Source organism: Microbacterium sp. AR7-10, from assembly GCF_001878835.1.
GTDB lineage: Bacteria > Actinomycetota > Actinomycetes > Actinomycetales > Microbacteriaceae > Microbacterium > Microbacterium commune.
In genome coordinates this window covers 85937-104843 of the sequence record NZ_MJIR01000039.1, presented here as the reverse complement: position 1 = coordinate 104843, position 18907 = coordinate 85937, and the positions used below count along the sequence as shown (strand labels likewise).

The 18907-nt window shown below is 70.3% G+C and carries 19 protein-coding genes; 6 read left to right on the top strand and 13 right to left on the bottom strand.

Annotated elements, in window-relative coordinates:
• Window positions 1–509: hypothetical protein (locus BFN01_RS15400; RefSeq protein WP_218161797.1), on the top strand; the 509-nt coding region annotated here is incomplete at its 5' end.
• Between the two features lie 68 nt (window positions 510–577).
• On the opposite strand, the gene BFN01_RS04670 is transcribed toward BFN01_RS15400, so the two are convergent.
• The 11 genes from BFN01_RS04670 to hemE all read right to left on the bottom strand — a co-directional run bounded on the left by BFN01_RS04670 (window position 578) and on the right by hemE (window position 9995).
• Window positions 578–1030, bottom strand: a complete 453-nt coding sequence (locus BFN01_RS04670) for a hypothetical protein (RefSeq protein ID WP_071642092.1) — start codon at window positions 1028–1030, stop codon at window positions 578–580.
• A gap of 119 nt (window positions 1031–1149) precedes the next feature.
• Window positions 1150–2466, bottom strand: a complete 1317-nt coding sequence (locus BFN01_RS04665) for a glutamate-1-semialdehyde 2,1-aminomutase (RefSeq protein WP_071642090.1) — start codon at window positions 2464–2466, stop codon at window positions 1150–1152.
• 106 nt (window positions 2467–2572) lie between these two features.
• Window positions 2573–3556, bottom strand: a complete 984-nt coding sequence (gene hemB, locus BFN01_RS04660) for a porphobilinogen synthase (protein ID WP_071642088.1) — start codon at window positions 3554–3556, stop codon at window positions 2573–2575.
• The gene (locus tag BFN01_RS04655) at window positions 3553–4350 is read right to left on the bottom strand and encodes a uroporphyrinogen-III synthase (RefSeq protein ID WP_071642103.1); all 798 of its coding nucleotides are present in this window, start codon (window positions 4348–4350) and stop codon (window positions 3553–3555) included. Before BFN01_RS04655 ends, hemB begins: the two co-directional genes overlap by 4 nt.
• Before the next feature lie 11 nt (window positions 4351–4361).
• The gene (gene hemC, locus BFN01_RS04650; protein WP_071642086.1) at window positions 4362–5348 is read right to left on the bottom strand and encodes a hydroxymethylbilane synthase; all 987 of its coding nucleotides are present in this window, start codon (window positions 5346–5348) and stop codon (window positions 4362–4364) included.
• Window positions 5345–6022 (bottom strand): hydrogen peroxide-dependent heme synthase, encoded by a 678-nt coding sequence (gene hemQ, locus BFN01_RS04645; RefSeq protein WP_071642084.1) that lies wholly within the window; start codon window positions 6020–6022, stop codon window positions 5345–5347. Before hemQ ends, hemC begins: the two co-directional genes overlap by 4 nt.
• Before the next feature lie 60 nt (window positions 6023–6082).
• Window positions 6083–6391 carry a hypothetical protein gene (locus tag BFN01_RS04640; protein ID WP_071642082.1) on the bottom strand — a complete coding sequence of 103 codons (309 nt, stop codon included), beginning with the start codon at window positions 6389–6391 and terminating at the stop codon, window positions 6083–6085.
• Window positions 6378–6788, bottom strand: a complete 411-nt coding sequence (locus BFN01_RS04635) for a phage holin family protein (protein WP_071642080.1) — start codon at window positions 6786–6788, stop codon at window positions 6378–6380. The genes BFN01_RS04640 and BFN01_RS04635 overlap by 14 nt, the downstream gene beginning before the upstream one ends.
• Window positions 6789–6791: 3 nt before the next feature.
• The gene (locus BFN01_RS04630) at window positions 6792–7187 is read right to left on the bottom strand and encodes a hypothetical protein (RefSeq protein ID WP_071642078.1); all 396 of its coding nucleotides are present in this window, start codon (window positions 7185–7187) and stop codon (window positions 6792–6794) included.
• Between the two features lie 128 nt (window positions 7188–7315).
• The gene (gene hemG, locus BFN01_RS04625) at window positions 7316–8782 is read right to left on the bottom strand and encodes a protoporphyrinogen oxidase (protein ID WP_071642076.1); all 1467 of its coding nucleotides are present in this window, start codon (window positions 8780–8782) and stop codon (window positions 7316–7318) included.
• A 199-nt stretch (window positions 8783–8981) separates the two neighbouring features.
• Window positions 8982–9995: a uroporphyrinogen decarboxylase gene (hemE, locus tag BFN01_RS04620; RefSeq protein ID WP_071642074.1), complete on the bottom strand. Its 1014-nt coding sequence runs from the start codon at window positions 9993–9995 to the stop codon at window positions 8982–8984.
• Window positions 9996–10097: 102 nt separating this feature from the next.
• On the opposite strand from hemE, the gene BFN01_RS04615 reads away from it, so the two are divergent.
• Both BFN01_RS04615 and BFN01_RS04610 read left to right on the top strand, forming a co-directional pair.
• The gene (locus BFN01_RS04615; protein ID WP_071642072.1) at window positions 10098–11360 is read left to right on the top strand and encodes a glutamyl-tRNA reductase; all 1263 of its coding nucleotides are present in this window, start codon (window positions 10098–10100) and stop codon (window positions 11358–11360) included.
• Between the two features lie 49 nt (window positions 11361–11409).
• Complete coding sequence (locus BFN01_RS04610; protein ID WP_071642070.1) at window positions 11410–12321, top strand: oxygenase MpaB family protein; 912 nt, start codon at window positions 11410–11412, stop codon at window positions 12319–12321.
• Here BFN01_RS04610 and BFN01_RS04605 read toward each other — a convergent pair.
• A complete protein-coding gene (locus tag BFN01_RS04605) occupies window positions 12318–12980 on the bottom strand; it encodes a hypothetical protein (RefSeq protein ID WP_071642068.1) in 663 nt (220 codons plus the stop codon). The two genes, BFN01_RS04610 and BFN01_RS04605, sit on opposite strands and share 4 nt — an antisense overlap.
• A gap of 108 nt (window positions 12981–13088) precedes the next feature.
• On the opposite strand from BFN01_RS04605, the gene BFN01_RS04600 reads away from it, so the two are divergent.
• Window positions 13089–13661: an HhH-GPD-type base excision DNA repair protein gene (locus tag BFN01_RS04600; protein WP_071642066.1), complete on the top strand. Its 573-nt coding sequence runs from the start codon at window positions 13089–13091 to the stop codon at window positions 13659–13661.
• Between the two features lie 10 nt (window positions 13662–13671).
• Here BFN01_RS04600 and BFN01_RS04595 read toward each other — a convergent pair whose 3' ends face one another.
• Window positions 13672–14145: an adenylyltransferase/cytidyltransferase family protein gene (locus BFN01_RS04595; protein WP_071642064.1), complete on the bottom strand. Its 474-nt coding sequence runs from the start codon at window positions 14143–14145 to the stop codon at window positions 13672–13674.
• A 159-nt stretch (window positions 14146–14304) separates the two neighbouring features.
• Here BFN01_RS04595 and BFN01_RS04590 point away from each other — a divergent pair, with 159 nt between their 5' ends.
• Both BFN01_RS04590 and BFN01_RS04585 read left to right on the top strand, forming a co-directional pair.
• Entirely contained in the window at window positions 14305–15606 is a 1302-nt protein-coding gene (locus BFN01_RS04590; RefSeq protein ID WP_071642062.1) for a glycosyl hydrolase, read from the top strand.
• A 33-nt stretch (window positions 15607–15639) separates the two neighbouring features.
• Window positions 15640–18630 (top strand): glycoside hydrolase family 38 C-terminal domain-containing protein, encoded by a 2991-nt coding sequence (locus BFN01_RS04585; RefSeq protein WP_071642060.1) that lies wholly within the window; start codon window positions 15640–15642, stop codon window positions 18628–18630.
• The last annotated feature ends 277 nt before the right edge of the window (window positions 18631–18907 follow it).

Genomic DNA, 18907 nt, shown 5'->3' with positions numbered 1-18907 from the left:
ACGGCGCCGACGCAGACACGGATTCAGACGCAGCCGCAGCCGACGACGCCGACATCGACGCCGAGACCACTCACTCGGACGAGACGCGGCCGCTCATCCTGCCGCTCGCGACCGAGGCGGTGACGCTGCCGTCGGCATCCGTCGAGCCGACCTTCACCGAGCTGATCACGGGCCTGCCCGCGTCGGTCACCACCGAAGGGTCCGAGAACGCGGCTCCCGCTACCGAGGCCATCTCGATCGCGACACCCTCGCTCTCAGGCGACGACGACGATGACACGGTCGACGACGGCGACGACGACCCGCGGCTCGCCGCCATGCGCACCTCGCTGTCGGCCGCGGCCAGCCGCTTCTTCGACGGCCCGGCTCCCGACTACCCGTACAGCTCGCGTGCCCAGCGCCGCGAGGAGTCTGCTGAGGCGGATGCCGATGCCGCGACAGAGGGCTCTGACGTAGACCCGAGCACCGACCCCGCTTCCAACGACGGCGACCAGGGCCACCAGGAGCGCTGACGACTCGCTGCGTCGCCCCGCACGGTCCGAGATCTCGCGGTCGGCGGGCGCGGCACACGCCGCTTCGGTCAGACGGTGCGCGGCCGCGGACGGATGACCGGACGCGGGCGCTGCTTCTGCACCGGCACCGAGCCGGTCGCGATGTCGACGACATCCTCGGGCTGGTCGCTGACCTCGAGCCGGAGCGCCTGGGTCAGCGCGAGCCCGTGCCGGGTGGTGAGGATGAGCCGCTGGAACTGCGCGTCGCCTTCGAGATCGATCACGACGCTGGGCTTTCTGCGCCGGATCAGCACGAAGTCAGTGGTCTCGGCGGCCTTCCACGTGCCGGCGGCGAGGACACCCGGGATGTACGTGCCGGGTCCCGGTACACCGCGGAGCCAGGTCCAGGCATCCTGAGTCAGCTGCACCTTGGTGATGTGCTCGCGCTCGACCCGCACGTTCTCGCGGTGGAAGGTCGAGGCCCGCTCGATCGGCGAGAGCACGATCTCAAGTCGCGTCTGATCCAGCAGCAGGGTCACCATGCGTCCAGTCTGCCAAACCGCGCGAGCGACGCGCACGCGACTTGCTGACAGGAGCGCAACGATCCTCTTGTGCTGAACCGGCAACCCCGAGCCGGAATGCGCAGACCGCGACGGTCGGGTCAGGCGGATGCCGCGGCCGCAGCCGCCGCGGGCAGAGCAGCCTCGATGGCGGCGAGCTCGTCGTCGCCGTGCGCGGCCGTGAGGAACCACGCTTCGAACACGCTGGGCGGCAGCGCCACGCCCTGCTCGCGCATGGAGTGGAAGAACGGGGCGTACCGGAACGACTCCTGCGTCTGGGCGATCGCGTAGTCGCGCGGAACCTCGGGCAGGAAGGCGACACCGAACAGGCTGCCAGCCCTGGGCACCGAGTGCACGACGCCGGCGTCGGTGAGGGCCGCGTCCAGCGACGCAGACAGCCGCCCGGCCGCGGCGTCGATGTGTGCGTAGACCTCGGGCGTCGCGAGCCGCAGCGTCGCGATCCCCGCGGCCACCGACAGCGGATTCCCCGACAGCGTGCCCGCCTGGTAGACGGGACCGACAGGAGCCAGCATGTCCATGACCGCGGAGCTGCCGCCCAGGGCCGCGAGCGGCATCCCGCCACCGACGACCTTGCCGAACGTGATGATGTCGGGAACGTACTGCTCGCCCGCCTCCTGCTGCAGCCCCCAGTAGCCCGCAGGGTGCACCCGGAATCCGGTGAGCACCTCGTCGAGGATCATCAGCGCACCGTGCGCGTGGGCGGTGTCGGCGATGAGCCTGTTGAAGCCGGGCAGCGGTGCGACCACGCCCATGTTCGCCGAGGCCGCCTCGACGATCACCGCGGCGATCCGGTCGCCGTGCTCGGCGAAGACCGCGGCCAGGGCATCCGGGTCGTTGTAGTCGATCACGAGTGTCTGCGCGGCGATCGGCGCGGGCACGCCGGCCGATCCCGGCAGCGCGAGCGTGGCGACGCCGGATCCTGCCGCGGCGAGCAGCCCGTCGGAGTGGCCGTGGTAGTGGCCGGCGAACTTCACCAGCAGGTCGCGTCCGGTGGCACCGCGGGCGAGGCGGATCGCCGTCATGGTAGCCTCGGTGCCCGTCGAGACCAGGCGCACCCGCTCCACCGGGCGGACGTCGCCGTGGCGCACCCGCTCGGCGATCAGCTGCGCGAGCTCGACCTCGCCCTCGGTGGGTGCTCCGAACGAGAGGCCGCGGGTCGCGGCATCCTGAACCGCCCGCACCACCTCGGGCTGCGCGTGACCGAGCAGCGCGGGGCCCCACGATGCGACGAGGTCGATGTACTCGCGTCCCGCGGCATCCGTCACGCGGGCGCCGGAGGCGGATGCCAGGAACCGCGGGGTCCCGCCGACCGAGCCGTACGCGCGCACCGGCGAGTTCACGCCGCCCGGGATCACGGAGCGGGCGGTGTCGAACAGGGAGTCGTTGCGGTCGGTCATCGGATTCCTCTACTTCTCGACCCGCCCATCGCTCCGGTATGAGTTCGTGCCGCGTCGCGGCGATGCAGACGGCACGAACTCATACCGGAGCGAGTGGCGGTGGGGGTCAGGGGGTGCGGAGCCAGCGGGCCGCCTCGACGGCCCAGTAGCTGAGGACGGCGTCGGCGCCGGCCCGGCGGATCGACATGAGCGACTCGAGCACGGCGGCGCGGCGGTCGATCCAGCGGTTCGCCGCGGCGGCCTCGATCATCGCGTACTCGCCCGAGACCTGGTACGCCCACACCGGCACGTCGACCGCATCGCGCACCTCGCGCAGCACGTCCAGGAACGCCATCGCCGGCTTGACCATCACGATGTCGGCGCCCTCGTCCTGATCGAACAGCGCCTCGCGCACGCCTTCGCGGCGGTTGCCCGGATCCATCTGGTACGTTCGCCGGTCACCCTGCAGCTGCGAGTCCACCGCCTCGCGGAACGGACCGTAGAAGGCGCTGGCGTACTTGGCCGAATAGGCGAGCAGAAGCGTGTCGTGGAAGCCCTCGTCGTCGAGCGCTTCGCGGATGACAGCGACCTGCCCGTCCATCATGCCGCTGAGGCCCAGCAGCTGAGATCCCGCGCGGGCCTGCGCGAGCGCCATCGACGCGTAGCGCTCGAGTGTGGCGTCGTTGTCCACCGCTCCCGCCGGGGTCAGCACACCGCAGTGGCCGTGGTCGGTGAACTCGTCGAGGCACAGGTCGGTCTGCACGACCAGGGCGTCACCGACCTCGGCGGCCAGCGCCGTCGTGGCGACGTTCAGGATGCCGTCGGGATCGTCGGCGCCCGATCCGATCGCGTCGCGCTCGGCCGGCACCCCGAACAGCATCACCCCGCCGAGACCGGCCTCGGCGGCGTCCGCCGCGGCCGCCTTCAGCGAATCGAGGGAGTGCTGCACGACCCCCGGCATGGAGCCGATCGGCGCGGCGTCGGTGAGGCCCTCGCGCACGAACATGGGCAGCACCAGCTGTCGCGGCTCGAGCGACGTCTCGCGCACGAGGTCGCGCACGGGAGCCGACTGGCGAAGGCGGCGCAGCCGCGCGTCGGGGAAGCGACTCACGGCGCGAACTCGTCTGCCGCGTGCGGAAGAGTGAACCGCGAGACCGTGTCGATCAGCGCGTCGACCGTCTGCTTGTCGGCGATGGCCGTGACAGGAAGGCCGGCCTTCTCGGCATCCTTCGCGGTACGGGGGCCGATCGCGGCGAGCATCGTCGTGTCGGGGATCTCGGGGAACTGCTCGCGCACCTGCTTGGCCACCGAGCCGCTGGTGATCAGGATCGCGTTGATGCGGCCGTTCTCCACGTCGCGGCGGATGCGCTCGGTGACCGGCACGCCGACGGTGCGGTAGGCGACCACGCTGTCGACGTCGTGCCCCGCCTCGGTGAGCATAACCGAGAGGACGGGCTTCGCGATCTCGCTGCGCAGGGTGAGGACGCGCTGCGCGTCGGGTTCGATCGAGATGATCTTCTCGGCCATCCCGGCCGCGGAGTTGTCGAGCTCGGGCATCAGCGCGACGTCGTATCCCACGGCCTGCAGAGCCGCCGCGGTCGTCTCACCGACGGCGGCGACCTTCGTCTTCGACGGTATCGCGACGCGATGCGCGTACAGCACGTCGACCGTCGTGGCGCTGGTGATGGTCAGCCAGTCGTACTCGCCGGCCTGCAGACGAGCGAGCGCCGCGTCGAGGGCGTCCTGGTCGGTGGTCGGGGCGAAGTTGATGAGAGGCGCCACCACCGGCACCGCACCCATCGCGCGAAGACTGGCGGCGACGCTGTCACCCCAGGGGCCACCCCGCGGCACGAGAACGCGCCAGCCGTCGAGCGGCCTGGCGGTCTTGGTTTCGGAAGCAGTCATCTCGATCACTCTCAGGGGAGGAGGTCGGCCGCTCCCTGTTCGAGCAGCCGATGGGCCGCAGAGTCGCCGAGCTCACGAGCCGTGCGCACCGGGTCTGCACCATCGGCAGCATCCGCTCCGTTGCCGCTGCCGTTCCGTCGAATATACCCCCTGTTCAGGGGCTCGGAGACGTCGAGTCCGATTCGGCGGCCGCCACCGGGCTCGTACACGACGGCTCGCAGACGGATGCTGTCTCCCGTGACGACCGCGTGTGCCCCCATCGGAGCCTGGCAGCCGGCCTCGAGTCCCGCCAGCACGGCTCGCTCCACCGTCACCGCGATGCGGGTGTCGAGGTCGTCGAGGCGGCTGAGCGCATCGAGCAGCTCCGCCGGTGCATCCGCTGTCGTCTCCACGGCGAGTGCACCCTGCCCCGGCGCTGTCGGCCATTCGGTGAGACCCAGCTCTTCGCGGCGCAGGGTCGTCTCCGAGCCGAGACGCGTGAGACCCGCGGCGGCGAGGATCACGGCATCCAGCTCACCCGACGACACGCGCTCGAGGCGGGAGTCCACGTTGCCGCGGATGTCGACCACCTCGGCGTGCGGCGCGCGGCGGCGCACCTGCGCGATGCGGCGCGGCGAGCCGGTGCCCACCGTGCTGCCGTGACGCAGCTCGTGCAGGGGTGTGCCGCCCCGCGTGATGACGACGTCCCTGGCATCCGCTCGCCGCGGGGTCGCCGCGATGACCAGCTCGGCGGGCACGGCGGTCGGCAGATCCTTCAGGGAGTGCACGAGGATGTCGCACTCGCCCGCGATCAGCGCCTCCCGCAGACGGTTCGCGAAGATGCCGGTGCCGCCGATCTCCGACAGGGATGCCCGGTTCGTGTCTCCCTCCGAGACGATCGGAACGAGTTCGACCGGACGCCCGGCGATCGCGGCGAGCGCGTCGGCGACGTGCCCGGACTGCGCCTGTGCGAGCGCGCTGCGGCGGGTGCCGAGACGGATCGGGGCGAGCGCGGTCACTGAAGCACTTCGGCGATCTCGTCGAGACGCAGGCGGCGCCCCGTGTAGAAGGGCACCTCCTCCTTCACGTAGCGACGGGCCTCGGTGTAGCGCAGATCGCGCATCAGATCGACGAGCTCGGTCGGCGAATCGGACTCGAGAGGCAGCAGCCACTCGTAGTCGCCGAGTGCGAAAGCCGCGACGGTGTTGGCGATCACCCCGGTGAAGGCTGCGCCCTTGCGTCCGTGATCGGCGAGCATCTTGCGGCGCTCGGACTCCTCGATCAGGTACCACTCGGGGGTGCGCACGAACGGGTAGAGGCAGAGCCACTGCTTGGGCTCGACGCCGCGCAGGAAGCCGGGCACGTGCGCGCGGTTGAACTCCGCGTCGCGGTGCACGCCCATCACGTTCCACACGGGCAGCAGGTTGCGCAGCAGCTCGGTGCGGCGCAGGCGGCGCAGCGCACGCTGCAGCTCCTCGACGGTGTCGCCGTGCAGCCACACCATCAGGTCGGCGTCGGCCTTCAGGCCGCTGACGTCGTAGAAGCCGCGGACGCTCACCCCAGAGCTCTCGATGTGGCCGACGAGCACCTCGAGCTCGCTCTCGTCGGTCTCGATCGTCGGCGCGTCGGGGTTTCGACGCCAGACGGCCCACAGGGTGAATCCGGACGGGTTGTCATCGCGCGTTTCGGACATGCTTCCAGTCTGCCCCTTCTCACCGAAGGCGGCGAACTCGACGGCGGGCCGTCGGCGTCGTCAGCGCGAGATCGCGCGCGCGAGCACCCACACGAGGCCGCCGACGGCAGCTGCGGCCGCGACCACGGCCGCGCCCGCCGCGGGCGGATTGCGATGGGCGAACGCGCGGGCGCGCACGACGCCCCGCGAGGTCGCCTTCTCGATGCGACGAGGGAAGTTGCCCCGCACCTCGATCGCCGCGAGCGCCGCACGCAGTTCGGCGCGAGCCGAGGCGACGGGATCGGTGATCCCCGCCGGCACGACCGTGCGGGGAACCTCGGTGGTGGTCAGGGCGGCGTTGGGCAGCGCCGTCTTCTCAAGATCGGTCATTGGCGGAGTCTCCCTTGATGATGCGCACATCGGTGGCGACGGCCTGACCCGGGTTCTGGCGCTTCATCACCTTGCGGAACCGCGCCAGACCGAGCAGAGCGAAGATCACGATGAACACGAGCAGCAAGCCGAACACGGCGAGGGCCGAGAGCCAGGCGGGCCACCACGAGCTCAGCCCGATGATGCCGAAAGCCAGCAGCACCGGGATCGCCCAGAACAGCAGGAACAGCACGATGACGAACCACAGCCCGCCCATGCCGGCATCCTTCGCCGTGCGCGAGACCCACGCCTTGGCGGCGTTGATCTCGGCGGTGACGAGGTTGCGCACCAGCTCGGGGAGGTCCCCGAGCAGGGTCAGCAGGCTGTCGTCAGCGCGGTCGCGGTATCCGCGGAGCATGCGTCAGCCCTTGTTCTTCGGCGCGACGCCCTCGGAGCCGACCGGCTTGGCGGGCGCCATCGTGCCGCCCGAGGGGGAATCGTGCGACTCCTTGGCGTCGGCCACCTTCTCGGCCGCGTCCTTCGTCGCGTCGATCGCGCCGTCGAGCTTCTCACCGGGAGTGCCCGACTTCGAGACGGCCTTGACGACCTTCACCGCACCGGTCCAGACAGCACCGGGAACAGCGGCGGCCTGCGACTTCGCGAAGTCCTGCACGCGGGAGACCTGCTCCTGCACGGGATCGAGGTTCCAGACCTTCATCCACTGCGTCCGGATCTGCTCGTAGCGCTCGCGTCCTGCTCGGCTGCCGAGGACGTAGCCCGCGCCGAGTCCGATGACGAGTCCGATCTTTCCCTTCATGAGGGCCTCCTGACGTTGGTTACGGCCTCTTTCGCGTTCCAGGGTAACCACATATTCCTCGTTCGGCATCTACCCTTGCGCCGGAGGCCGGTTGGATGTAACGGGTCGGCCGCGGAGCGGGCATCCGATCAGTCCCAGAGCAGGCTCGCGCGCAGCCGATCGGCCTCGGCCACGGCATCCGGAACCACCTGCGCGAGCCCGGTGCCGGCCACCCACGCACCCACCACTCCCAGGCCGCGTGTGGCGGTCACCGCCTGGCGCACCGCCGCTCGCCGCTCGGTGGCCCCGATCAGCGAAGTCGGCTGAGCCTGCACGTACCGTGCGCGGTGAGCGGCGAGCAGCTGGGTGGGGTGCAGAGTGACGCCGAGCAGAGCGGATGCCTCGGACAGCGCCAGCGCGGCGGCCGCGTCGTCGTCGAGGTCGGCCGTCGCCGCCGACTCGCCCTGGCTGCCGAACGACACCCGCACGAGGTGGCGGCCCGCGGCGGCCTCGCGCAGCCAGCCCCACTTCGCGGTGGAGTGGGTGAGCGCCTTGGCCGTGTGACTGCCCGGCACGGTGAGCACACCGCTGCCGCGGGGGGCGGAGTCGAGCTCGGGGGCGTCCAGCAGCAGCGTGACGATCTCGATCTCCGGAGCGTCGCCGGCATCGCCGAGGCCGGCGACGTGCGTGTCGACGAGCTCACGCGCGGAGGGCTCTGCGGTGGCCACGATGACGCCGGTGGCGCGCAGCGACGCCTCACCCTCGGCATCCGGATGCTCGCCCTGCGCCGACTCGATCTCGACCGTCCAGTCCGCGCCGTCGCGCTCGAGGCGAATCACGCTTGTGCCGGTGCGGATGTCGGCCCCGTACGCGACGAGGTCGGCGCGCAGCGCCTCGACCAGACGGCCCATGCCGCCGACCAGCCCGAGCACCGCAGACCCCGGCGCGGTGCCCTTGCGCTCGGCCGCGAGCAGGCCGACCGCTCCGGTCAGCGACCCGATGCGGGTGAGCGCGGCGTTGAGACCGGGCGCCGCGACGTCGGTGTCGACCTCGTCGGGATCGGCCGAGTACACGCCCGCCGTCACCGGGGCGACGAGACGGTCGCGGACCCGATCGCCCATCCGCGTGCTGACCAGCTTGCCGAGGCTGCGCTCGTGCCCGATGGTCAGCGGCGGCCGCAACCGGTCGACGTATGCCCGCCACGCGCCGCGCCACCCGATGATGCGACGCACGTCGTCCTGGAAAGGGTTCGCCGGGATGCCGAGCAGGCTCCCCTTGGGAAGGGGTGCGTCCGGGGCATCCGGGATGCCGCTCAGCCATGCTCCGCCGCCTTGCGGCGGCACGACCTGGTCGGCGAGGCCGAGCTCGTCGACCAGCGCCTTCACGTGTCCACCGCGGGTGGCGAAGCTCTCGGCACCGGCGTCGACGAGGATGCCGTCGAGATCGGCGGTGCGGATGCTGCCGCCCAGCGCGTCAGCGGCTTCCAGCAGGGTCACGCGCATGCCGACCTTCGCGCATTCGCGGGCGGCGACCAGGCCGCCGATCCCGCCGCCGACGACGACGACGTGCTGCTGCGCCGCTCGCGCGGCGAGTTCGGGGGAATGCTCGGAGGTCATGCCCCGATTCTTCCACCGGGGGCTATGCACCGGATGCCCGACGCCGCCGTGCATGAGTCGAGGGAGCCGCGCGGGCTGCGAAGGCCGGGCCGGAGGGCTTGCGAGCACCCGACCGGGCCCCGGCGAGACCGGCGGGACCGGCGGCACCGGCGGGACCGAGCGGCACCGAGCGGGCCCGGCGGGTCGGACTCGATCCGGGTCAGAGCTCGCCGTGCGCGAGCTGCACGATGCGGGTGAGCTGATCGGGGTCGGTCTCGGGCGGGACACCGTGTCCGAGGTTCAGGATGTGCCCCTTCGCCCCGCGTCCGCGAGCGACGACATCGCGGACGTGTGCCTCGAGCACCGGCCACGGCGCCTGCAGCATCGCGGGATCGATGTTGCCCTGCACAGCCGTGTCGGGGCCGACGATGCGGATCGCCTCGTCGAGCGGCATCCGCCAGTCGACGCCCACGGCATCCGCAACGCCGTCCAGCCGCATGTCGGCGAGGAAGGGGCCGGTGCCGACGCCGAAGTGGATGCTCGGCAGCCCGATCCCCTCGAGTGCCGCCTTCGAATGAGGGGCGATGTGCGCGCGGTAGTCGGCCGTGCTCAGCGAGCCGGCCCACGAGTCGAACAGCTGCACGACCGAGGCGCCCGCGTCGCGCTGGATCTCGAGGAAGCGACGCGAGATGCGCGAGAGCCATCCGGCCAGCGCGTTCCACGCCTCGGGGTCGGCGTGCATCATGGCGCGAGCGCGCAGGTGCTCCTTCGAGGGACCGCCCTCGATCAGGTACGCGGCGAGGGTGAACGGTGCACCGGCGAAGCCGATCAGCGGGGTGTCGCCCAGCTCGGCGACGGTCAGGCGCACGGCCTCGGCCACGGCGGTGCCGTCGAGGTCGGCGGGGTCGATCTGCGTGATGCGTGCGACATCGTCAGCGGTGCGCACCGGGTTGGCGAACACCGGACCGCGGCCGGGTTCGATCTCGACCTCGACTCCTGCCAGGCGCAGCGGGATCACGATGTCGCTGAAGAACACCGCGGCGTCCACCTTGTGCCGGCGCACCGGCTGCAGGGTGATCTCGGATGCCAGGTCGGGGGTGAGGCAGGCATCCAGCATCCGGGTGCCGACCCGCAGCTCGCGGTACTCGGGCAGCGACCGCCCGGCCTGACGCATGAACCAGACGGGGGTGCGCTCGGGGGCCTCGCCGGCGAGCGCGCGCAGCAGATCACTCATGCCGCCATCCTCGCACCGCGTGCCTATGCGTGCGGTGGGGTCGGATGTCGGGTTAGGTCGCCCTTGGATGCCTCCCACAGCAACGCGACGTAGACTTGTCGGGTGCTGCTCTGCGTGACGGCGAGTCACAAGACCGCCTCTTTCGAACTGCTCGAACGCCTCAGCCGCCAGCCCGAGACCGTCGCCCCCAGCCTGATGGCTGCGGGTGTGCAGGGAGCCGTCGTGCTCGCCACCTGCAACCGATTCGAAGCCTACGTCGAGGCCGAGGAGGTGGACTCGGAGGCGGTCATCGAGACGGTCGCGCAGGCCACCGGCATCCCCTCGGCAGACCTCGACGGCTCGTACCAGGTGGTCGAAGACTCCCACGTGGCAGAGCACCTGTTCGCCGTCGCCTCCGGTCTCGAGTCGGTCGTGTCGGGCGAGGGTGAGATCGCCGGTCAGGTGCGCCGCGCCCTCAGCGGTGCGCGTGAGCAGGGCACCACCTCCCCCCAGCTCGAGCGTCTGTTCCAGCGGGCCAGCCAGGCCCAGCGCAAGGTGAAGAACGTCACCGCTCTGCACCGTGCCGGCCGCTCGCTCGTGCGCCTTTCGCTCGAACTCGCCGACAGCCGCATCGCCGACTGGAGCACCCAGCGCGTGCTGCTCGTCGGCACCGGTTCGTACGCCGCCGTCACGCTCGCCTCGCTGCGCGAGCGCGGCGCCGTCGACATCTCGGTCTACTCGCCGTCGGGCCGCGCTGTGCCGTTCGCCCAGAAGCACGGCATCCGTCCGGTCGCCATCGCCGATTACGCGAGCGTCGCGCAGCACGCGTCGCTGCTGATCACCTGCACCTCCGCCGAGATGGTGCTGGGGCCTGCGCAGTTCGAGCGTCGCCCGGATGCCGCTGCCGGATGCCCGGTCGGCACCCACTCGCAGCTCGTCATCGACCTCGGCATGCCGCGCAACGTCGACCCCGCCGTCGCGCAGCTCGAAGGCGTCGCGCTGCTCGACCTCGAGACCATCCGCCTGCACGCCCCTCTCGAAGAGCTGCACGCGACCGATGCCGCGCGTCACGTCGTGCGCGAGGCTGCGGAGAGCTTCCACCTCGACGGCTCGCGCCAGAGCGTGACCCCCGCGGTCGTGGCGCTGCGCACCCACATCTTCGGTCTGCTCGAGGCGGAGATCGACCGTGCCCGACGCCGCGGCGACGAGAACGGCCGCGTCGAACAGGCCATGCGCCACCTCGCCGGTGTGCTGCTGCACACCCCGACCACGCGCGCTCACGAGCTCGCCGCCGAGGGCCGCGCCGACGAGTTCCACGCCGCACTCGAGACGCTGTACGGGCTGAGCGCCGAACCGAACACCGCGTCCGACGCCGCGACCGCCTGAACGAGCGCGCTCCAGCCCCGCGCCACCCGAGACGTGCGACGCTGGAGGCATGACGCAGCGCACACCCCTGCGAGCGCGACTGCTCACCGCGCTCAGCGGTGACCCGGACGGGACCCCGAGGTGGGTCCGCGAGCTCGCCGAAGGCGATGACGAGGGCTGGTTCGCCGACGGCGGTGCCGCGTGGACGGTGCACGCGGGCATGGGAACGCTCGTCGCCGGCATCCGGGCGCTGCTGATCCAAGCCCTGCATCCCGGGGCGATGGCGGGAGTGCACGACTTCTCGCGCTATCGCGAAGACCCCATCTCCCGCCTCAACGGCACGGTGCGGTGGGTGCTGAGCGTGACCTACGGGTCGCGCGAGCAGGCGGAGCGCGAGACGGGACGGGTGGCTCGACTGCACCGCAGAGTCACCGGCGAGTACACCGCGGGAGATGGCACGGAGCGAGAGTACAGCGCCTCCTCCGCGGACCTCGTCGAATGGGTGCACCTCGCTTTCGCCGACGCGTTCCTCACGGCGCATGAGGTGTGGGGAGGGCCGATTCCGGGCGGGGCAGACGCGTATGTCGCCGAATGGGCGATCGCCGGGCGCCTGATGCGGGTGCCGGATCCGCCCACGAGCGAAACGGAGCTGCGGAAGCGACTGCGCGGATTCCTCGAGCGCGGCGAGCTGCGCGCAGACGAACGCACCCGCGACATCGTGGCGTTCCTGCGACGCCCGCCGTTCACCGGCACCATGGGCATCGCCTACCGCGTGCTGTTCGCCGCGGCCGTGGCCACGATCCCCCGTCACTACCGCCGCATGCTGGGTGTTCGTCGCAGTGTTCTCCCGGTTGTGACCGCGACTCGAATCGTGCTCGCCGTGGCCGAGAGATCGCTAGGCTCCGGACCTCGTGCGCAGGATTTCGCGCGGCGCCGGCTCGCCGGCCTCGCTGCCTCGCGCCGTGCCGGCGAGGCCGCCTAGAACGGCAGGTTGCGGGATCCCGGAGGGGCGATCAAGAGACCAGTGATCTTGCCAGAACCGTTGTAGGCGACCCGGCCGATCCATTCGCCCGCCTCGTGACGCAGCGTCGCCTGTACGATCGCGCCGTTCGCGAGCACCCTGTTGGCGAACTTGCTGAGCGCGTTCGCGCCGTCGGGAGTCTGCACCGTGAGGTCACTGGGCGACTCGAGCCGTCCTGTCTCGGCGACGACCTGATTCCACACTCCCTGGATCTTCCGCTTGCTGAGCGTGCGGGCGCAGGTGTAGGTCATCTGCGTTCGCACTGCTTCGTAGTCGCCCGCATCCAGGCGTTCGAACACCGCACGAGTTCGATCCATGAGGTCGATCATCTGCTCACCCATCTCCATCTCCTTCTGGGGGCGCGCAACCGCACCTCCGAACCGCTTGAACGCGGCTTGTCGGCTCACGCCGAGCGCATCGCCGATCGCCTGCCACGAGACCCCGGCGGCACGCGTCGCGACGACGAGATCGACCAGCCGTGCCTGCGACCGACGCACCAGTTGATCGGCTTGCCGGATCGCAGCGGCGTCATCGACCGGGACGCCAACCGCTCGTGCCTCCTCGACCGTTGCCGCGAGTGCGGACAACGGAATCTCATCACCCGGGGACTGATCGGCCATCTCTCAGACCATAGAGACAGTTCGCATGCGCGTCAACCTATGGTTTACATGCGCAAGGCTGGGACAGCCGATCCATGCGGGGCAGTGCGGGGATGCAACACTGGGGGCATGGCCCTTCACATCACCGGAGACACCGCCGCCGACGATCTGCTCACGAACAACCCGCTGGCGCTGCTGGTCGGGATGCTGCTCGACCAGCAGGTGCCGATGGAAACGGCATTCGCCGGGCCGCTGAAGATAGAGCAGCGCACCGGAGCCGCCGACGCCGCCGCGATCGCGGGGATGGATCCGGATGCCTTCCTCGAGGCGTTCAAGCAGACGCCGGCCGTGCACCGCTTCCCGGGCTCCATGGCCGCGCGCGTGCAGGCGCTCTGCCAGACGCTCGTGGACGAGTGGGGCGGAGACGCCTCGGCGCTCTGGACCGACGGCGACCCCGACGGACCCGAGGTGCTCAAGCGGCTCAAGAAGCTCCCGGGTTTCGGCGAGCAGAAGGCGAAGATCTTCCTCGCCCTGCTCGGCAAGCAGTACGGCTTCACCGGTGCGGGCTGGCGTGAGGCATCCGCTCCCTACGGCGAACCGGAGGCGTTCCGCAGTGTCGCCGACATCGTCTCGCCCGAGTCGCTGACCAAGGTGCGCGAGCACAAGAAGGCGATGAAGGCGGCCGCCAAGGCGGCGAAGTGAGGCCGGCCGCTCAGCCGCGGGCGAGCCGCTCGGCTTCCTTCGCGGCGACGATCTTGCGCAGGCCCGAGCTCGAGAAGCGGTGGTTGCGGCTGTTGAAGTACAGCTCGATGCCCGCCTCCTCGCAGTAGCTGCGGCCGGTGAAGTCGCGCTCCTCGTACTCGTCTCCGACGATGCGCACATCGAGCTTGAACGAGCGCAGGATGTCTTCGAGGTCCTGCTCGGTGGAGTAGGGGACGATCTCGTCGACGTACTCACAGCCGCGCAGCTGGATGTAGCGCTCGACGACGGTCTGCGTCGGAGCGTTCTTCTCGGGGCGGTCGAGCGTCGGGTCCATCTGCAGACCGCAGATCAGGTAGTCGCACTGCCGCTTGGCCTCGGCGAGCATCATGATGTGCCCGGCGTGCAGCAGGTCGAAGGTGGAGAAGGTGATTCCCACCCGCGGTCCGGGGTTGTAGTCCTGGTGCTTCTTGACGGTCTCGCTCATGGCGTCCTTCCGAGTGTGCTTCAGAAGATTCTATGGGGACGCAACTCGGGTAACTGACGCCCGCAGCGGCGCACGGTGGTGGGATACGCTCGACAGAATCGTGACGACCACGCGTCAGAGGGTGCTCGACCTCTGACCGGCCATGAAGGAAGGACAGCGATGTCCACCACGGCTTCGGCCGCTGCGCCCCTCCGCTTCGGGGCGAACTACACGCCCTCCACGAACTGGATGCACTCCTGGCTCTCGCTGAACCTCGACGACGTCCGCCGGGACTTCGCCGACCTCGCCGATCTCGGTCTCGACCATGTGCGGATCTTTCCGCTGTGGACCGTGCTGCAGCCGAATCGCTCGCTGATCCGCGCCGAGGCGGTGGCCGACGTGCGCGCCGTCGTCGACGCGGGCGCGGAGTTCGGGCTCGACGTCAGCGTCGACGTGATCCAGGGGCATCTGTCGAGCTTCGACTTCATCCCCTCGTGGCTGTACACCTGGCACGACAAGAACATGTTCACGCACCCCGACGCACTGAGCGGGCAGGTCGCGCTCGTCGAGCGGCTTGCCGAGTCGCTCGGCGATGCGAAGAACTTCCTCGGATTCACCACCGGCAACGAGACCAATCAGTTCTCCGCGTCGGTGCACCCCTCTCCGTGGCCGGTGACCACCGCCGAGGCGGCGAACTGGATCACCACGCTGCTCGACGCGGCCGAGTCGAGCGCTCCCGACCAGGAGCACGTGCACAGCGAGTACGACGCCGCCTGGTACCTCGACGGGCACGGCTTCACCCCCGCCCTCGCGGCACGCCTGGGCGCCATGACCACCGTGCACTCCTGGATCTTCAACGGCACCGCGCAGCGGTACGGCGGCCGCTCCGCAGCATCCGACCGCCACGCGGAGTACATGATCGAGGTGTCGCGCGCGTTCGCCACCGACCCGCGGCGCCGCACGTGGCTGCAGGAGGTCGGTGCCCCCTCGAACTGCCTCACCGACGACGAGACGCCCGGCTTCCTCGAGGCGACCGTGCGAAACGCCGCCCGCACCGATGACCTCTGGGGCGTCACATGGTGGTGCTCGCACGACGTCAGCCGCTCGCTCGTGGACTTCCCCGAGCTGGAGTACTCCCTCGGCCTGATCGACCAGTCAGGTGCGGCCAAGCCGATCGGTCGGCGCTTCGCCGAGATCATCCCGGAGCTGCGCGAGCGCGGTCCGCGGGTGCCCCGCGAGCTGGGCATCGTCATCGAGGTCGATGACGACGACACCCCGGTCAGCCGCGGCGCCCTCGCGCCCGGCGGGCCGATCTTCGAGGCGTGGGTGCAGGCCTGCGAGAGCGGCGTCGATGCGGCCTTCGTGACGTCGACGCAGGCTGCGGATGCCCGCGTGCTGGCATCCCGCGGGATCACCGAGCTGGTGCATCCGGATCTCTCGCAGCCGGTCGCCACCTACTCGTCGAACAACACCGTCGTCTGACCATCGCCGCGTTCCGCACCGCAAAGGACCCCGATGCACGAAGAGACCTCGCTCACCGTCGGACGCGTCAACCGGGTGCTCACCGAGCGCGTCCGCCCCGCCATCCACTCGGCCCGGATGCCGCTTGAGATCGCCGTGCACCAGCTGCCCGGCGAGCCCATCGCCCCCGCCGAGGGCCTCGCCCTCGACTTCACGCCGTTCACCGCCGGCAGCATGTGGGGTCCGGCCTGGGGCACCACGTGGTTCCGCGTGCGCGGCGAAGTGCCCGCCGAGTGGGGCGGCAAGAAGGTCGAGGCGCTCATCGACCTCGGCTTCGACATCAACATGCCCGGCTTCCAGTGCGAGGCGCTCGTCTACCGACCGGACGGCACGCCCGTGAAGAGCATCAACCCCCGCAACCAGTGGGTCCCGATCGACGCCGTCGCCGGGCACACCGTCGAGCTCTTCCTCGAAGGCGCGGCCAACCCCGTGCTGCTCGACTACCACCCCTTCCTGCCCACGCAGGAGGGCGACATCCGCACCTCCTCCCCCGAGCCGCTGTACCGTGTGCGCCACATGGACCTCGCGGTCTTCGAGCCGGAGGTGTTCGACCTCTCGCTCGACCTCGAGGTGCTGATCGAGCTGCAGGCCGAGCTGCCCGAGACGAGCCCGCGCCGCATGCGCATCCTGCAGGCACTCGACAACGCACTGGATGTACTCGACCTGCAGCGCATCGTCGATACCGCCGGCGACGCCCGCGCGCAACTGGCCGATGTGCTGGCATCTCCCGCCGACGCCAGCGCGCACCGCATCGCCGCGATCGGCCACGCGCACATCGACTCGGCCTGGCTGTGGCCGGTGCGCGAGACGATCCGCAAGGTCGCCCGCACCACCTCGTCGATGACAGCGCTCATCGACGAGCAGTCCGAGTTCCTCTACGGCATGTCCAGCGCCCAGCAGTACGCGTGGATCAAGGAGCACCGTCCCGAGGTCTTCGAGCGGGTGAAGGCCGCCGTCGCGGACGGCCGCTTCCTGCCGCTGGGCGGCATGTGGGTCGAGTCCGACACGGTGATGCCGACCGGCGAGTCACTCGTGCGCCAGTTCTCGCACGGCCAGCGCTTCTTCGAGCGCGAGTTCGGCATCCGGTCGAAGGGCGTCTGGCTGCCCGACAGCTTCGGCTACTCCCCCGCCCTGCCGCAGCTGATGCGCCGGGCCGGGTTCGAGTGGTTCTTCACGCAGAAGATCTCGTGGAACCAGCGCAACGTGTTCCCGCACCACAGCTTCCTGTGGGAGGGCATCGACGGGTCGCGGATGTTCACGCACTTCCCGTCGATGGACACCTACAACTCCCAGCTCTCCGGCATGGAGGTCGCCAAGGCCTCGCGCCAGTTCAAGGAGAACCGCGTCGCCACCATGTCGATCGCCCCGGTCGGCTGGGGCGACGGCGGCGGCGGCACGACCCGCGAGATGACCGGCAAGGCGTTGCGTCTGGCTGATCTCGAGGGTTCAGCGAAGGTCGAATGGAAGCATCCGGATGCCTTCTTCGACGATGCCAAGGCCGAGCTGACCGACCCGGCGGTCTGGGTCGGCGAGCTGTACCTCGAGCTGCACCGCGGCACGCTCACCAGCCAGCACGCCACCAGGGCGCTGCACCGCTGGGCCGAGCAGGCGCTCATCGAGGCCGAGCTGTGGGCGGCGACAGCCGCCGTGCAGTTGGGCGCGGAGTACCCGTACGACGAGTTCGACCGGCTGTGGCAGCTCGTGCTGCTGCACGAGTTCCACGACATCCTGCCCGGCACGTCGATCGCGTGGGTGCATCGTGAGGCCGTCGAGGTGCTCTCGCAGGTGCTGGCGGATGCGGAGCAGCTGTCAGCCGCGTCACGCCAGGCTCTCGCGGGCGACGGCGATCGCGCCCTCGTGTTCACACCGAGCTCGGTGGGCGACGGTCGCGAGCTCGGCGCCGCCGAGCTCGCGCGCCCTCAGGCATCCGCCTCGCTCGCGGAGACCGCGGACGGCTACGTTCTCGAGAACGACCTCGTCGTGGTCACGGTCTCGGCGTCGGGCCTGATCACCTCGGCGATCGACAGGGCCACCGGCCGCGAGACCATCCCCGCAGGAAAGCCCGCGAACCTGTTCCAGCTGCACCAGGACTTCCCGAACATGTGGGATGCGTGGGACATCGATCGCTACTACAAGAACCGCGTCGACGACCTCACCAGCGCCTCATCCGTCTCGGCATCCGTCGTCGACGGGGCCGCCGTCGTGAAGGTCGTCCGCGAGTTCTCGCAGTCGACCATCGCGCAGACGATCGTGCTCGCAGCGGACTCGCGCACGGTCATGCTGCGCAACGACATCGACTGGCACGAGACCGAGAAGCTGCTCAAGCTCGCCTTCCCGCTCGACATCTTCGCGCGGGAGACTCTGGCCGAGACGCAGTTCGGCTTCCAGCGCCGCGTCACGCACGTGAACACGAGCTGGGAGGCGGCGAAGTTCGAGACCTCGATGCACCGCTTCGTGCTGGCCCAGGAGGACGACGGGTTCGGCGCCGCCCTGATCAACGACTCGATCTACGGCTACGACACCTCGCGTGATGTCGACGGCGACGACGTCACCACCACGGTTCGGCTGTCGCTGCTGCGCGCTCCGCGCTTCCCCGATCCCGACACCGATCAGGGCCACCACCAGATCGAGGTGGGCCTGGTGATCGGAGCGGATGCCGAGATCGCGACGGCGGAGGGCATCAGGCTCAACGCGCCGACGACGCTCGTGCGCGGCGCGAACGAGGTCGACCCGCTGGTCTCGGTGACCGGCACGGGAATCATCGTGTCGTCGGTGAAGCTCGCCGACGACCGCTCGGGCGACGTGATCGTGCGTGTCTACGAGTCGCTCGGCCGCCGCACGCAGGGCGAGCTGTCGATCGGGTTCGAGCACACCGGCGTCCGCGAGGTGAGCCTGATCGAGGACGACCTCGAGAACGCGCGCACCGGCACCGCCCTGGCGCTGAAGCCCTTCGAGGTGCGCACGCTGCGCATCACCCGCCCCTGACGCAACCGCTTCTCGTCCGGTATGAGTTCGTGCCGCCTGGACCCGCTCCCGGCGGCACGAACTCATACCGGAGGGCGGTGGGTGTGGGGTGGGGTGGACGGGGGGTCTTATCGAGAAGGAAGGAACGGGGATTCTTTCGCACGAGAGGTCGCGCAAGAAGGCGTTCTCTCGTCGAGGCTGGAAGCAAGCCATCCACATCCGCGCGAAGGAGCCACGAACATGGACCGCGAGAACGACCTCATCGACACCGACGCACTGCTGCACATCGGCCGCCCCT

Excerpts from the sequence above, each read along its gene's own strand:
- BFN01_RS04665 (WP_071642090.1), bottom strand. The coding sequence starts at position 2,466 with ATGACCGACCGCAACGACTCCCTGTTCGACACCGCCCGCTCCGTGATC.
- BFN01_RS04670 (WP_071642092.1), bottom strand. The coding sequence starts at position 1,030 with ATGGTGACCCTGCTGCTGGATCAGACGCGACTTGAGATCGTGCTCTCG.
- BFN01_RS04590 (WP_071642062.1), top strand. The coding sequence starts at position 14,305 with ATGTCCACCACGGCTTCGGCCGCTGCGCCCCTCCGCTTCGGGGCGAAC.
- hemE (WP_071642074.1), bottom strand. The coding sequence starts at position 9,995 with ATGAGTGATCTGCTGCGCGCGCTCGCCGGCGAGGCCCCCGAGCGCACC.
- BFN01_RS04630 (WP_071642078.1), bottom strand. The coding sequence starts at position 7,187 with ATGAAGGGAAAGATCGGACTCGTCATCGGACTCGGCGCGGGCTACGTC.
- BFN01_RS04655 (WP_071642103.1), bottom strand. The coding sequence starts at position 4,350 with ATGACTGCTTCCGAAACCAAGACCGCCAGGCCGCTCGACGGCTGGCGC.
- BFN01_RS04600 (WP_071642066.1), top strand. The coding sequence starts at position 13,089 with ATGGCCCTTCACATCACCGGAGACACCGCCGCCGACGATCTGCTCACG.
- BFN01_RS04640 (WP_071642082.1), bottom strand. The coding sequence starts at position 6,391 with ATGACCGATCTTGAGAAGACGGCGCTGCCCAACGCCGCCCTGACCACC.
- hemQ (WP_071642084.1), bottom strand. The coding sequence starts at position 6,022 with ATGTCCGAAACGCGCGATGACAACCCGTCCGGATTCACCCTGTGGGCC.
- BFN01_RS04635 (WP_071642080.1), bottom strand. The coding sequence starts at position 6,788 with ATGCTCCGCGGATACCGCGACCGCGCTGACGACAGCCTGCTGACCCTG.
- BFN01_RS04595 (WP_071642064.1), bottom strand. The coding sequence starts at position 14,145 with ATGAGCGAGACCGTCAAGAAGCACCAGGACTACAACCCCGGACCGCGG.
- hemG (WP_071642076.1), bottom strand. The coding sequence starts at position 8,782 with ATGACCTCCGAGCATTCCCCCGAACTCGCCGCGCGAGCGGCGCAGCAG.
- BFN01_RS04610 (WP_071642070.1), top strand. The coding sequence starts at position 11,410 with ATGACGCAGCGCACACCCCTGCGAGCGCGACTGCTCACCGCGCTCAGC.
- BFN01_RS04585 (WP_071642060.1), top strand. The coding sequence starts at position 15,640 with ATGCACGAAGAGACCTCGCTCACCGTCGGACGCGTCAACCGGGTGCTC.
- BFN01_RS04605 (WP_071642068.1), bottom strand. The coding sequence starts at position 12,980 with ATGGCCGATCAGTCCCCGGGTGATGAGATTCCGTTGTCCGCACTCGCG.